The sequence below is a fragment of the Leeuwenhoekiella sp. A2 genome (assembly GCF_047946655.1).
Taxonomy (GTDB): Bacteria; Bacteroidota; Bacteroidia; order Flavobacteriales; family Flavobacteriaceae; genus Leeuwenhoekiella.
Window position 1 is genome coordinate 2,497,476 of the sequence record NZ_CP172311.1, and the last position, 13,724, is coordinate 2,511,199.

At 37.1% G+C, this 13,724-nt stretch carries 13 protein-coding genes; 5 read left to right on the plus strand and 8 right to left on the minus strand.

Features of this window, described 5'->3' with window-relative positions; translation table 11 throughout:
- Window positions 1–201: 201 nt before the first annotated feature.
- Genes purT through ACH3PA_RS11035 form a run of 3 tightly spaced genes read right to left on the minus strand, consistent with a single transcriptional unit; the run spans window position 202 to window position 3,677 of the window.
- Complete coding sequence (gene purT, locus ACH3PA_RS11025; RefSeq protein ID WP_416444284.1) at window positions 202–1,362, minus strand: formate-dependent phosphoribosylglycinamide formyltransferase; 1,161 nt, start codon at window positions 1,360–1,362, stop codon at window positions 202–204.
- On the minus strand, window positions 1,363–2,550 hold the full coding sequence (locus tag ACH3PA_RS11030) for a pyridoxal phosphate-dependent aminotransferase (RefSeq protein ID WP_416446612.1): 1,188 nt from the start codon (window positions 2,548–2,550) through the stop codon (window positions 1,363–1,365).
- Window positions 2,551–2,573: 23 nt separating this feature from the next.
- Complete coding sequence (locus ACH3PA_RS11035; RefSeq protein ID WP_416444282.1) at window positions 2,574–3,677, minus strand: fatty acid desaturase family protein; 1,104 nt, start codon at window positions 3,675–3,677, stop codon at window positions 2,574–2,576.
- 142 nt (window positions 3,678–3,819) lie between these two features.
- Here ACH3PA_RS11035 and rsmG point away from each other — a divergent pair, with 142 nt between their 5' ends.
- The gene (gene rsmG, locus ACH3PA_RS11040; RefSeq protein WP_416444280.1) at window positions 3,820–4,449 is read left to right on the plus strand and encodes a 16S rRNA (guanine(527)-N(7))-methyltransferase RsmG; all 630 of its coding nucleotides are present in this window, start codon (window positions 3,820–3,822) and stop codon (window positions 4,447–4,449) included.
- A gap of 36 nt (window positions 4,450–4,485) precedes the next feature.
- Here the strand turns inward: rsmG and ACH3PA_RS11045 are convergent, their stop codons facing one another.
- The 5 genes from ACH3PA_RS11045 to ACH3PA_RS11065 form a co-directional block, all read right to left on the minus strand.
- The gene (locus ACH3PA_RS11045; RefSeq protein ID WP_416444278.1) at window positions 4,486–4,728 is read right to left on the minus strand and encodes a hypothetical protein; all 243 of its coding nucleotides are present in this window, start codon (window positions 4,726–4,728) and stop codon (window positions 4,486–4,488) included.
- 191 nt (window positions 4,729–4,919) lie between these two features.
- On the minus strand, window positions 4,920–6,545 hold the full coding sequence (gene pruA, locus ACH3PA_RS11050) for an L-glutamate gamma-semialdehyde dehydrogenase (protein WP_416444276.1): 1,626 nt from the start codon (window positions 6,543–6,545) through the stop codon (window positions 4,920–4,922).
- Between the two features lie 152 nt (window positions 6,546–6,697).
- The gene (gene apaG, locus ACH3PA_RS11055; RefSeq protein ID WP_416444274.1) at window positions 6,698–7,084 is read right to left on the minus strand and encodes a Co2+/Mg2+ efflux protein ApaG; all 387 of its coding nucleotides are present in this window, start codon (window positions 7,082–7,084) and stop codon (window positions 6,698–6,700) included.
- Between the two features lie 2 nt (window positions 7,085–7,086).
- On the minus strand, window positions 7,087–8,205 hold the full coding sequence (locus ACH3PA_RS11060) for a DUF3667 domain-containing protein (RefSeq protein WP_416444272.1): 1,119 nt from the start codon (window positions 8,203–8,205) through the stop codon (window positions 7,087–7,089).
- Between the two features lie 27 nt (window positions 8,206–8,232).
- Window positions 8,233–9,495: a DUF5103 domain-containing protein gene (locus ACH3PA_RS11065; protein WP_416444270.1), complete on the minus strand. Its 1,263-nt coding sequence runs from the start codon at window positions 9,493–9,495 to the stop codon at window positions 8,233–8,235.
- 237 nt (window positions 9,496–9,732) lie between these two features.
- On the opposite strand from ACH3PA_RS11065, the gene ACH3PA_RS11070 reads away from it, so the two are divergent.
- Genes ACH3PA_RS11070 through ACH3PA_RS11085 form a run of 4 tightly spaced genes read left to right on the plus strand, consistent with a single transcriptional unit; the run spans window position 9,733 to window position 13,713 of the window.
- Entirely contained in the window at window positions 9,733–11,085 is a 1,353-nt protein-coding gene (locus ACH3PA_RS11070; protein WP_416444268.1) for a Na(+)-translocating NADH-quinone reductase subunit A, read from the plus strand.
- Window positions 11,086–11,090: 5 nt separating this feature from the next.
- Window positions 11,091–12,320 (plus strand): NADH:ubiquinone reductase (Na(+)-transporting) subunit B, encoded by a 1,230-nt coding sequence (locus ACH3PA_RS11075; RefSeq protein ID WP_416444266.1) that lies wholly within the window; start codon window positions 11,091–11,093, stop codon window positions 12,318–12,320.
- Between the two features lie 2 nt (window positions 12,321–12,322).
- Window positions 12,323–13,063, plus strand: a complete 741-nt coding sequence (locus ACH3PA_RS11080) for a Na(+)-translocating NADH-quinone reductase subunit C (protein ID WP_416444264.1) — start codon at window positions 12,323–12,325, stop codon at window positions 13,061–13,063.
- A gap of 2 nt (window positions 13,064–13,065) precedes the next feature.
- A complete protein-coding gene (locus ACH3PA_RS11085) occupies window positions 13,066–13,713 on the plus strand; it encodes an NADH:ubiquinone reductase (Na(+)-transporting) subunit D (protein WP_416444262.1) in 648 nt (215 codons plus the stop codon).
- Window positions 13,714–13,724: the final 11 nt, after the last annotated feature.

Sequence of the window (13,724 nt, forward strand, 5' to 3'; positions counted from 1 at the left end):
TAAGCTGTGATTGCTTTGCCGCTGTGTTAGAATTTGGTGGTATTACAACTACAGCGCCAGGGTTAAAATGGCTTTGTTCCGGGAGTTCTGCACCTTTTTCTACACCCTAAAACGATAATGTAGAATTTGTATTATGAATTAATCTTCCGTGAAAACCGGGCATGATTTCTTTTACCGGTATGTCTGCCAATTCAATTTTCATTATACTACTTTTATTTCCTTAGCAGATTGAAATGCACGTTCTCTCACAAGGTCAATGTCACCGTCAAGGTCATCATAGCTTACAACTACGCCCATACGTCTGTTAGGTCTTGCAGTAGGCTTACCAAAGATTCTAAAATCAGTTTTAGGCATAACAGCAGCAACTTCTACATTTTCATACGCAGGATGGTCATTGATGACTGTAGATAGTATCACCGCGCTCGCACCCATTTTTTCTAAAGTGATTTCAGGAATAGGCAGGCTTAAGATCGCTCTTAAGTGCAATTCAAACTCATTAAGATTTTGGGTGTTTGCAAGCGTTACCATTCCTGTGTCATGTGGTCTGGGTGATAATTCTGAAAAGTAAATACCATCTTTGGTTACAAAAAACTCAACGCCCCAAATTCCGGCTCCACCAAGTGACTCAGTAATTTTCTCTGCCATATCCTGAGCAGCGTTCAGATCGTGATTATTCATTTCGGCTGGTTGCCAGCTTTCCTGATAATCTCCAGATTCCTGTCTGTGACCTATAGGTGCACAGAATAAGGTAGGCAGGTTATTTTGTGTTACCGTTAGAAGTGTGATTTCATAATCAAACTTTATATATTCTTCTATAATAACTTCCGCAACATCGCCTCTTGAGCCTTTTTGCGCATAGGTCCAGGCAGCTTCAATACCTTCTTCAGAAGTTACGAGGCTTTGACCTTTCCCGCTGGAAGACATGAGTGGTTTGATAACGCATGGATATCCTATTTCTTCTGCTGCGGTAAATAATTCTGCAGGAGAAGAAGCATATCTGTATGCTGCAGTACGTAGTCCTAATTCTTTCGCCGCAAGGTCACGAATAGATTTTCTATTCATCGTAAAATTAGCAGCTCTGGCAGACGGTACTACTTTATATCCTTCAATTTCATAATCATAAAATCGCTCTGTACGAATTGCTTCAACTTCGGGAACAATATAATCAGGTTTATGTTTTGCAACCACAGCATCGAGAGCGTCGCCATTGAGCATATTAATAACCTCAAAATGATCTGCGATTTGCATAGCAGGAGCGTTAGCATAGCTATCTACTGCTATCACTGTTTGCCCCAGTCTTTTTGCTGCTATTACAAATTCTTTACCTAGTTCACCGCTACCTAACAGGAGTATTTTAGACATTTATGATACAGCTTTTTTAATTCGAGCCATTGCTTCTTTTATTTGTTCGGTGCTGGCTGCATAAGAGATGCGTATACAAGTAGGACCTCCAAAGGCATCGCCTGTTACAGTCGCTACATTTGCATTTTCAAGTAAATACATTGCAAAATCTGAAGCGTTAGAAATTGACGTCCCGTTTAGGGTTTTACCAAAATAATACGAAATATTAGGAAATACATAAAAAGCACCTTCAGGCTCGTTGCATTCAAATCCCGGAATTTCATTAAGCAGATCTAAAATGAGCTTACGACGCTCTTTAAACTGATCTACCATATATTGTATCTTGCTTACCGGAGCTTCAAGTGCAGTAATAACAGCGCGCTGTGCAATACAATTTGCACCACTGGTTACCTGACCCTGAATTTTGTTACAAGCTCTTGCGATATAAGTAGGAGCGCCTATGTAACCTATTCTCCAGCCTGTCATAGCAAATGCCTTTGCTACACCGTTAACGGTAACCGTGCGGTCATACATATCTTCAAACTGAGCCATGCTGGCATGATCACCCACATAATTGATATGCTCATAGATCTCATCGCTAACAACTATTATTTGCGGATACTTTTGAAGTACGTCTGCTAAAGCACGTAATTCTTCTTTGCTGTAAATAGAACCACTTGGGTTGCAAGGTGAGCTATACCAAAGCATTTTAGTATTAGGTGTAATTGCTGCCTCAAGTTGCTCTGGAGTCATTTTAAAATCAGAGTCGATAGAAGTTGGTACTTCTACAGGAACACCTTCTGCGAGTTGCACGATGTCGCTATAGCTTACCCAATAAGGACAAGGTAGTATCACTTCATCACCGGGGTTAAGACATACCTGTGCAATATTGTACAGAGATTGCTTTGCCCCTGTAGAAACTACAATTTGAGAGCGATCATAAGTGAGATTATTATCTCTCTTAAATTTTGTGATAATAGAATCTTTTAATTCTACATAACCATCAACAGGAGAGTATGTATTGTAGTTATCATTAATCGCCTGTATTGCGGCATCCTTAATGAAATCTGGAGTATTAAAGTCTGGCTCACCAAGACTTAAGCCAATAACGTCTTTGCCTTCTGCACGTAGTTCACGAGCTTTTGCAGCCATCGCTAAAGTGGCAGATGTCTGTAATTTATTTATCCTGTCTGAAAGTGGATTAGTCAATGTTTCCATGTATTAATTGATGATTAAGCTGTTGTTAAAGTTGGTCGCATTCCCATTTCTTTTAAATATCTAAAATGTGCGATCACCGCTTTTCGGGTAGTTTTATATTCGTTATAAGGCAGATTGAATTCTTTTGCCGTTTCCTTAACTATTTTTGAGATCTTGGTGTAATGCACATGGCTAATATGCGGAAAAATATGATGCTCAACCTGATGGTTAAGACCGCCTGTAAACCAGTTTACAATTCTGTTTTTAGTAGAGAAATTCACCGTGGTGAAAAGCTGATGAATAGCCCAGGTATTTTTCATTGAGCCCGTATTATCTGGTATTGGCATATCTGCCTGATCAATAACATGAGCTAACTGAAATACCACACTTAAGATAACACCTGCAGTATAATGCATAATAAAGAATCCCAGAATAACCTTCCACCATGCGATATCTAAGATAAGCAATGGTAGAACGATCCACACTGTGATGTAAACTACTTTGGTGATAACCAGTTTCGTCCATTCAAGAGTAGGATTTGGGAATTCGCCATAAGAGAGTTTTCGCTTTAAGTAACGCTTCATCTGTAGAAAATCTGTTGTGATAGCCCAATTAAAGGTTAGTAAACCATATAGAAAAATGGAGTAGAAGTGCTGAAATTTATGATGCTTATACCATTTAGCATGTTTTGAAAACCTCAAAATTCTACCTGCTTCCAGATCTTCATCGTGACCATGAATGTTAGTATAGGTATGATGCAGTACATTGTGTTGCACCTGCCAGTTGTAAACATTACCTGCCAGAATATAAATACTGCTTCCCATTAATTTATTTACCCATTTCTTTTTAGAAAAAGAATCATGGTTACCATCGTGCATTACGTTCATACCTACTCCTGCCATACCAACACCCATAACAATAGTAAGTAGTAACTGCAACCATCCCGGAAGCGAAAGCGTTAAAAGTAAGAAGTAAGGAGTAAGAAACATGCTGAACATAACCGCAGATTTTACATATAACTTCCAGTTACCGGTACGTTCAAGATTATTTTCTTTAAAATAGGTGTTAACCCTTTTATTTAGTGTTCTGAAGAAGCGGGCTGAATCAACTCGCGAGAATCTTATTGTTTTATTTTCCATATTAAAAATGTAGTATGCCTATAACGCTGAATTTGCCAAAACGTTATAATCTAACAAAAATAAGACTATAATTTTTTAGAAGCGTAGATTCTACCAATTTAACGTCTTAAAAAGCTAATTTTGCACCCGAAAAGTTAGATTTATGGATATTATTACCAAGTATTTCCCAGACCTTGATAAAAAGCAACTGGAGCAGTTTGCCAAGTTGAGTGAACTGTACCAGGATTGGAATCTTAAAATAAATGTTGTTTCCCGTAAAGATATAGATGAGATATACCTGCGACATGTACTGCATTCTTTAGGTATAGCTAAAGTTCAACCTTTTGCGCCTGGCGATTCAATACTAGATGTAGGTACGGGCGGTGGTTTTCCTGGTGTGCCGTTAGCTATACTATTTCCAGAGACAGAATTTCATCTTGTTGACAGTATTGGTAAGAAAATTAAGGTGGTTGATGAGGTTGTTGCAGGACTTGGTCTTAGAAATGTGAAGACTACAAATGACAGAGTAGAAAATGTAGATGGTCAATATGATTTTATTGTAAGTCGTGCCGTAGCTCAAATGGAAACCTTTGTACACTGGGTAAAAGGAAAAATTGCTAAGAAAAGTACGCACGATCTAAAAAATGGTATTCTGTATTTAAAGGGAGGTGATCTTGAAGAAGAGTTGGCTAAATATAAAGCTGCAAAGATCTATGATCTAAAAGATTACTTTGAAGAAGAATTTTACGACACTAAAAAGGTAGTTCACCTGCCGTTAAAATATAAAGGATAAAAAAAAGCGACCATTTTGGTCGCTTTTCAATTTTAATTAGGTGCGCAAAACATTATAATATGTTTGGTTGCATAAGGACCCAAAGTGTTTAAGGAAATCTTGGGCCTTTCCTATTAAGGTCTTTTTACTTGTCTCTTGCTCTTCTAGTAAAGTATCTTCTAATTCTCTAAGTTTCTCATCGATCATACTTAGGTCACGCACTAAATACAGCTTCTCCTTTTTACGGGTAATCTTTCTGTTCTTTTTGTTTTGTGTTACATCGATAACAGAGTACTTCATCTTAAGCAAGTACATTTTGTTCTCATCATTCATCATAATCTCTCTAATATTTAGTGTTCAAATATACAAAAATAATATCAACTTAACCTTAAATTTAACTTCACGTAACATTAAGTTAACATTGAAGCTTGCGCGAAATAAAAAAGCACGCTCCTAAAAAACGTGCTTTTAATATATAAAATCTACCAGAATTAACCTAAAAACGGATATCTGTAATCTACAGGAGTTACAAATGTTTCTTTTATTAATCGTGGAGAAACCCAACGCAGGAGGTTAAGGGCGCTACCGGCTTTATCATTAGTACCCGAAGCACGAGCACCACCAAAGGGTTGCTGACCTACTACTGCCCCTGTAGGTTTGTCATTTATGTAAAAGTTACCTGCAGCATTCTGCAAGGCAGTTGTAGCTTCAGTAATTGCAATGCGATCTGTAGCAAGAACAGCTCCTGTTAAGGCATATTCACTAGTGCCATCAACAAGTTCAAGTGTTTCACTCCACTTTTCGTCCTCATAAACAAAAACAGTAATAACCGGGCCAAAAAGTTCAGTACACATCGTAGTGTATTTTGGGTCTGTAGTTAACAAAACGGTTGGCTCAATAAAATAGCCTTCAGATTTATCATAACCACCCCCTACAATTATCTCTACATTATCATCTTCTTTAGCCTGATCGAGATACTTTGCGAGTTTGTCAAAAGATCCCTCGTGAATAACAGCAGTTATAAAATTGCTCATATCTTCAGGAGAACCCATTTTAAAAGAATTCACATCTTCTATTACATAGCCTTTTACTTCATCCCACAATGAAGCAGGTATATAGCATCTGCTTGCTGCACTACATTTTTGACCCTGAAATTCAAAAGCGCCGCGAGAGATAGCCGTAGCAACCTGTTTTGCATTTGCAGTTGGGTGAGCAAGAATAAAATCTTTACCACCGGTTTCTCCTACAATACGAGGATACGTTTTGTAATTGTGAATGTTTGCGCCAATTTTAGCCCAGATATCTTTAAACACGTGAGTAGATCCTGTAAAGTGAATACCTGCAAAATCTGGACTTGCAAGTACAGTTTCTGTGATCATTGCGGGGTCGCCCATTACTACATTTATCACTCCTGCAGGAACGCCGGCTTCGCGAAAAACATCCATAATAACTTTAGCAGAATACACCTGGCTGTCACTGGGTTTCCATACTACAACATTTCCCATTAAAGCTGCTGATGCAGGAAGGTTTCCGGCAATAGCCGTAAAGTTAAATGGGGTTACAGCATAAACAAAACCTTCAAGAGGTCTGTGCTCTACACGGTTCCACGCTGCAGAACTTGATTCTGGCTGGTCTGCATAGATCTCAGCCATATACTGCACATTAAATCTGAGAAAGTCGATAAGTTCACAAGCAGAATCTATTTCTGCCTGATAAATGTTCTTTGATTGAGCGAGCATTGTCGCTGCGTTTATTTTTGCACGGTATGGGCCTTGTATAAGTTCTGCTGCTTTAAGAAAAACAGCTGCACGTTGCTCCCATGGTAATTGCGACCATGTTTTTCTTGCTTCAAGGGCTGTAGTTATAGCTTCTTCTACATGCGATTTTTCGGCAAGATGATATTCACCTAAAATATGCTTATGCTCGTGAGGTGGAGACATTGTACGTGTAGTGTTTGTCTCAATGTCTTTACCATTTATATATAGAGGTACATTTATCTTGCTATTGTACATTTCTTTATATGTTGCAAGAACTTCATCACGTTCTGGTGAGCCTGGGGCGTATGATCTTACAGGTTCATTAATAGCGATGGGTACTTCAAAAAATCCTTTTCCCATGATTTATTAGTTAATTGTTTTTAATTCTGAAAAATAAAGGGAGCAAGTTACAAAATTAAGTACGTATGCTTTAGTGCAGAATGGGCATATTTAGATATTATGAAAGTTTATGCAAACAGTGAATTTTCTTACTAGAATGTAATGATTGAGATTTAATTCTGTGCGAAAGGTGCGCTAAGTTTAAAGGTGGGAATTATGACTTTAAATCTGCTTGTGGTAGTAAAATTTATCATGTTGTAATGACCACTCATAGCGCCAAACGGGGAGGTGAGTAAACAACCAGATCTGTAGGTGTGAGTTTCGCCGGGTTTTAAAACCGGCTTTTTGCCTATAACGCCTTCTCCATCTACAATTTCCAGATGATTAAGGGCGTCATGAATTTTCCAATGTCTGGAAGTAAGCTGTACAGAATCTTTACTTTGATTCTCTATGCTTATCTGGTAGCCAAAGGCATAATGCATTTTATAATTTTTATAAAATGTGCCTTCAAAGTGGGTTTCTACAGAAATTTTAATTCCTTGTGTGACCTGCTGCACCATGCTTAATAGATTAGAAAAGCAACAAAAGTTGCTAATGCCGTCGCTATTACAGCTAAAATAATAAATATAAAGTTCATAATTACAAATTTGAAGACAGTTTTAGTGCGTCCCTGTCCGTAGAAATGCCTCATAGACTTATAGATATAGAAGATAAAAAGTAGCGCGGCAATATTAATAATCCACTTTGTGTTTGTGATATATGATATTATGAGTGCAATAGAAAATATGATGAAGAATATGGTTTGTACATGAAAAGTAAAGATAAGATGCTCCATGTATTTAAGGTTATGGCGAGCGTATAGCAACCATATAAAAAGTGCAAAAACAGGTAAGTAAAAGAAAATGACAAACGGAAGTTTGCTTACTGCGTAATTTATAAACAGACCGGGATTTTTAGAAAATGACTGCGAATCTATTACCTTATTATAGAGCCATCTGTGATAGGCGGTATTTCTGTCTTTTACGCTTTCTAGCGCGATTTTAGCGTCATATTGCTCGTTTTTTTCAAAATAGCTGTTGTAGATCTCGTAACGTTTAAATGTAGAGCTAACAATATTGAGGCTGTCAAGTTTTTTAAGATCTATGACAGTTGCAGATATAGAGTCTTTTTTGGGATTGAGGTAAACAGCCTTAAGGACCGAGTCAAGTTTTTTCTCATCATTACCATACAATTGAGTCAATGAATCAAGCTTTTGTGGATTTTTAAGGGCTTCCTTAAAACCTGTATTGTACTCAAAAATACTTTTGTTGCCGTTACCGCGCCATTCATCAAGTCCTGAGGTAAAACCCCAGATAATAAAAAAGATGATTGACACCGTAAAATAGAACCTAAAAGGATTAGAGTATTGTGTGCGTTTGCCGGCTATATAATCTTTAGTGATTTTTCCCGGATGCAGAATAAGGGCAGAAAGTGTAAGCCGGAATTTTGAATCATACGAAAAAATACTGCCAAAAAACTCATTAAAAAAGTCTTTTAGAGATAGTTTCTTAGTTGTGTTCAGTTGTCCGCAATAGGGGCAAAATCTATCACTTAGATCGAGAGGTTGATCACAATTAAGACAAACTACACCGCGGTATTTTACGGCTTTTCTGCTATTACTTGCTACAGGTGTATCTTTCACGTTTTAAATATAAAACGAATTTTAAGATCAATTCCTTCTCACATTAGAAATATTAGTAGATAAAGCGTTGCCTGCGCCAATTAATTTATCATATCTGGCGCCCGGTTCTCTATAATAAATGAGCACGTCATATTCATTTTCAGTTTGCCAGAAATCTCCTCCTACAGGGTTATAAGGCAATTTTTTATCATTTTCTGAGACTACGTACTTGTAGTTATAAAAGCCCTGTTTCAGTAAAACAGGTAATTCATAAATACCCGCTTCAACATTATATTTCATTTTTAGTGAGGGGTCAAGAACATAATTATTAAAACCACCATAAATATAAATATCCTGCTCTTTTGGTAATAGATCATGCTTTACAGCGAAATGCATCCAGACATATTCTGCTTCAGAATCGGGATTCTGACCTTGTAGCGTTCGTATCACAAAATTGCCATTAATGTCTGGATTATAAGTGTAAGGCAGCTCTGCCCGGGTGGGTACAACATATAAATAATTATGGTACAATTTTCTTAATTCGATATACTGAATCGTATTTGTTGCAGCCCGCACATCTTTATTGTCAAAGCTTAAAAACTCATTACCACCATAAAAAGAAGCTTCCTCGTCATATCTGTATTGAAGCACATTGCCTAGAGTATATTGAGGCTTTAAGCCGATAATTGAGTTGTTTAGGTCGTTATTTTGTATAATTAAGGGGGTTATTGTCTTGTCTGGATTGATAAGAATATTATCGCCGCTATCAACTTTAAAATTTACAACCTGTTTTGTGTCTATAGTATTTAAATCTCGTGTACGCAGAATTTCAACGCCTACCGTAACTACAGGATCATAGATCATAAACTTTCTTGAAAAAATAAGCTCTTTCGCATCATTGTAGATTTTGAGCATATAATTGCCGGTTTTTGTTAATTGCCGGGTGTTTTTATTAGGTATGGTAAGGGTGTAATGTGTGTAGAGTTGTAGTGTGCTTACAGAATTTGTGTAATCAAAAATGCGTACATCATCAAAACCTTCCATGTATTCGGTCTTAGCTAACGAACTGGGTGTCCAGTCTGCATTGTAGTGATTAATGGTATAGTAATAATTAGCTTCGTCCCCAATTATGTCATCAAAAGTTAGAAGGAGCTGATCGCCTAATCTAAGCAGAGGTAATTGGCTTAATTGAGTGTTGCCTTTAAACTGTACGGTCTTTATATAGTTAGGAGCTGGTATTTCATTTTCCACCTGAGCGAAAAGTGAAAAATTCAAGAGGGAGATAAGCAAAAAGTAAGAGAGATACTTCATTACAGGACTAAAAAGTTTTTTTCAAAGTTAAACAAATTGCATGCCTTAAAAGTAGATTATGATATCTCTAAAAAGGATGGCTGGTTTATAAAGAAAGGCATAGATAATTTGCGCAAACGTTTTAATAAATTCCTTTAACAATTTTATTGAGTTTACTTGTGTGTTAGCATTGTAAAATTTGTAAATTTGCCCACCCGAAAATAACGGGAACAACAAGAACTTTAACATAAATTCCCTATGTCAAAAGACATTAAGATCAAAAAGGGTCTTGATATTAAACTAGTTGGTGAGGCAGAAAAGGTTATTTCAGCAGCGCCAATATCAAGAACCTACACGATCAAACCTTCTGATTTTCATTTGATTACTCCAAAAATGATAATTAAAGAAGGGGCTAAAATTAAAGCCGGAGAACCTATTTTCCATTCTAAATCTAACGTAAATCTCAAGTTTGTTTCTCCTGTAAGCGGTACGCTTGTAGAGATAAAACGAGGGCCTAAACGTGTGATTACTCACCTCGTTATTGAGGGCGACGGGACGGAAATGTATTTTGAGAATCCTTTGATCAACGCAGCGAGCGCAGATGCAGTTGCTATTAAAGAGTACTTAATGCTTACCGGGCTTTGGCCGTTTATAAAACAAAGACCTTACGATATCATCGCAGATACAGACGCAGAACCTAAATCTATCTTTATTTCAGGTTTTAATAGTGCGCCTTTAGCTCCAGATTATGATTTCGTTTTACAAGGGAAGGAAGCTGAGTTACAAGCTGCAATTACAGCCCTGAGTAAACTAACCACAGGTAGCGTTCACGTTTCTGTAAATAATGCTTCAGGATCACCTTTTGGAGGTCTTAAAGATCTTACTCTTCATACAGTTTCAGGGCCACATCCTGCTGGTAATGTGGGGCCACAGATAAATAAAATAGATCCTGTTAATAAAGGAGAGACAGTTTGGACTATTAATGCTGAAGACCTTGTTATAATAGGAGAACTATTATTAACCGGAAAATATAATGCAGAGCGTGTTATATCGGTTTCGGGATCTGCTATTAAATCACCAAAATATTACAGAACAAAAATAGGATCTGAGGTTTCAACCTTTGTCTATGATGCAGGTCTTAAGGACGAGCATGTAAGAATGATCTCTGGAAACGTACTAACAGGTACAGAAGTTGCTCCTGATGGTTCATTAGGATATTATCATAATGAGTTTGTAGTTATACCTGAAGGTGATGATTATGAATTTTTTGGGTGGAATAAGCCTGTGTTTAATAAAGTGTCTGTTACAAGGGCATTGACATTTTCATGGTTGTTTCCTAAAAAGAAATATAATCTTGATACTAATACTAATGGTGAGCACAGAGCATTCGTTTTTACCGGAAGCTACGAAGAGGTTTTTCCATTTGATATATACCCTCTTCAGTTATTGAAGGCGTGTCTTGTAGAAGATCTTGATGCGATGGAGCAAATGGGTCTATATGAAGTAGCACCTGAAGATTTCGCTTTAACAGAATTTATCTGCATATCTAAGCAACCCCATCAGGCGATCATACGTAAGGGTCTTGATATAATGCATAAAGAAATAGGATAATAGAAATGGGATTAAAAGAAAAACTTCACAGTCTTAAAGAAGACTACAAGGATAAGAAGATGGCGCCCGCTTTTAACGCGTTGCATACTTTTCTTTATACACCTAATGAAACTACAAAGAGCGGTTCTCATATTAGAGCTGCAGATGACCTAAAACGCACTATGAATACCGTAATTATGGCTTTATTGCCAGTATTGCTTTTTGGTATTTTTAATGCGGGGTATCAACATTATGCAGCTGTTGATGCTGCTAATGGTGTAATAAGAGAGCCAGATGTTTTTGGTAATTTTCTTACATGGGAAAACTTTTCTCTGGGGGCGATAACAGTACTTCCTTTAGTAATTGTATCGTACGGAGTAGGGTTGTTAGTTGAATTTATTTTTGCTGTAATTAAAGGCCATGAGGTAGAAGAAGGTTATTTAGTAACCGGTATGCTTGTGCCTTTAATAGTACCTGTAGATGTGCCTTTATGGATGCTTGCAGTTGCTGTTGTGTTTGGTGTAATTATAGGTAAAGAAGTATTTGGTGGTACAGGGATGAACATTCTTAATCCAGCTCTTACTATACGTGCTTTCTTGTTCTTTGCTTATCCTACATGGATGAGTGGTGATAAAGTATGGGTGCATGGTGCAGTAGAAAATGCTAAAGAAATTGCAAAAGGTGCTAATGTAGATGCTTTATCTGGAGAGACAATTTTAGGTAGTCTTGCTCAGAGTACAGACATGCATTACTCAATATCTGATATGTTCTTTGGTTTTATACCGGGATCTGTGGGTGAAACTTCTACTTTCCTAATCGTATTAGGAGGTTTATTCCTTATCTATACTAAAATTGCCAGCTGGAGAATCATGCTAAGTGCTGTAATAGGTGCTATTGCAATGGGTCTAATATTTAATGGCGTAGTAGATGCAGGATGGATAGGAGAAGGTAGTAAGTTTTATGGTTTAATGAGTGCGCCCTACTGGAAGCATTTAATAATAGGTGGTCTTGCCTTTGGTATTGTATATATGGCAACAGACCCTGTTACGGGATCTCAAACTAATACTGGGAAATACATTTATGGTTTCCTAATAGGTTTCTTCTCAATTATGATACGTGTTTTCAACCCGGCATTTCCAGAAGGTGTATTCCTTGCGATATTGCTTATGAATGTATTTGCACCTACCATTGATCATTATGTGGTAAATGCAAACATTAAACGTAGAATGAAAAGACTTAAACTTAAAACAGCTTAGTAATGGCAAATACAGATAAAAATAGCTACACGATAATTTTCGCTATAGCTATGGTACTCATAGTAGGATCACTTCTTGCCTTTGTTTCTTCTTCTTTAAAACCAACTATACAGGTAAATGAGAAGTTTGAAAAGCAGCAGAATATTCTCTACGCTATGGGAGTTAATGAAAATGTTGAAGGAGACGGTGCTGCTATTTTTGTTGCGACTGATAAAGTTGAGGCAGAATTTAGCAAGTACATCAAGAAACAACTGGTTATACAGAATGGTGAAATAAAATCTGATACGGCTGCTTATCTTATTGATCTCAAGAGTGAGTTAAATAAAGACAAAAATGAGCGCAGATTACCTCTTTTTGTAGGTGAGAAGGAGAACAAAGATTACTATATAATCCCTTTATACGGTAAAGGTCTTTGGGATGCTATCTGGGGTTTTGTTGCTGTTGATGAGAATTTTGTAGTACAAGGCGTGTATTTTGATCATAAAGGAGAAACACCTGGTCTGGGCGCAAACATCAAGCAACGTTATTTTATGGATGATTTTACCGGCGAAGAGATAATGCAGGGTACAAAGTATGCTGGTATTACTGTTGCTAAGGGTAATAATGATCCACTTAATGAGCGCAAGGGTGATAATAAAGTAGATGCACTGGCTGGAGCTACTATCACAGGTAATGGTGTAACAGCTATGATCAATAGTACTGTAAAACTTTATGTTCCTTATCTTAAAGAAATAAAAATTTAATTATGGCTATACTTTCAAAAAAAGAGCAGGGTCTTTTATTAGATCCATTAACTGATAATAATCCAATTACCATTCAGGTTTTAGGTATATGTTCTGCTCTGGCGATAACGGCACAGTTAAAGGCATCTATAGTGATGGCTATATCTGTAATTTTTGTATTGGCAGCAGGTAATGTGGTTATTTCGCTTATGCGAAATATTATACCATCTAAGATTCGTATCATCGTTCAGCTGGTTGTAGTTGCGGCTTTGGTAATTATAGTTGACCAGATATTACACGCTTTTGCTTATGAACTAAGTAAGACCTTGTCTGTATTTGTTGGTCTTATTATTACAAACTGTATTATAATGGGGCGTTTTGAGGCTTTTGCTTTAGGTAATGGTCCATGGCAATCTTTCCTTGATGGTGTAGGTAACGCTGCAGGTTACGGTTTTATATTAGTCATCGTAGGTTTCTTTAGAGAATTATTAGGTTCTGGAACTTTACTTGGTTTTCAGGTATTAGGAGATCCTATCGCTAAAACAGGATTATATGCAATTGGTTATGAGAACAACGGTTTTATGTTGCTTTCACCCATGGCACTTATCGTTTTAGGTATCATTATATGGGTACAGCGCTCACGTAATAGTGCTTTAATAGAAGAGAACTAGAAACGTACACA

Coding starts and splice junctions, on each gene's coding strand:
- apaG (WP_416444274.1), bottom strand. CDS start 7,084: ATGGTGCAGCAGGTCACACAAGGAATTAAAATTTCTGTAGAAACCCAC.
- ACH3PA_RS11035 (WP_416444282.1), bottom strand. CDS start 3,677: ATGGAAAATAAAACAATAAGATTCTCGCGAGTTGATTCAGCCCGCTTC.
- ACH3PA_RS11080 (WP_416444264.1), top strand. CDS start 12,323: ATGGCAAATACAGATAAAAATAGCTACACGATAATTTTCGCTATAGCT.
- rsmG (WP_416444280.1), top strand. CDS start 3,820: ATGGATATTATTACCAAGTATTTCCCAGACCTTGATAAAAAGCAACTG.
- ACH3PA_RS11045 (WP_416444278.1), bottom strand. CDS start 4,728: ATGAAGTACTCTGTTATCGATGTAACACAAAACAAAAAGAACAGAAAG.
- ACH3PA_RS11085 (WP_416444262.1), top strand. CDS start 13,066: ATGGCTATACTTTCAAAAAAAGAGCAGGGTCTTTTATTAGATCCATTA.
- ACH3PA_RS11070 (WP_416444268.1), top strand. CDS start 9,733: ATGTCAAAAGACATTAAGATCAAAAAGGGTCTTGATATTAAACTAGTT.
- ACH3PA_RS11075 (WP_416444266.1), top strand. CDS start 11,091: ATGGGATTAAAAGAAAAACTTCACAGTCTTAAAGAAGACTACAAGGAT.
- ACH3PA_RS11065 (WP_416444270.1), bottom strand. CDS start 9,495: ATGAAGTATCTCTCTTACTTTTTGCTTATCTCCCTCTTGAATTTTTCA.
- purT (WP_416444284.1), bottom strand. CDS start 1,362: ATGTCTAAAATACTCCTGTTAGGTAGCGGTGAACTAGGTAAAGAATTT.
- pruA (WP_416444276.1), bottom strand. CDS start 6,545: ATGGGAAAAGGATTTTTTGAAGTACCCATCGCTATTAATGAACCTGTA.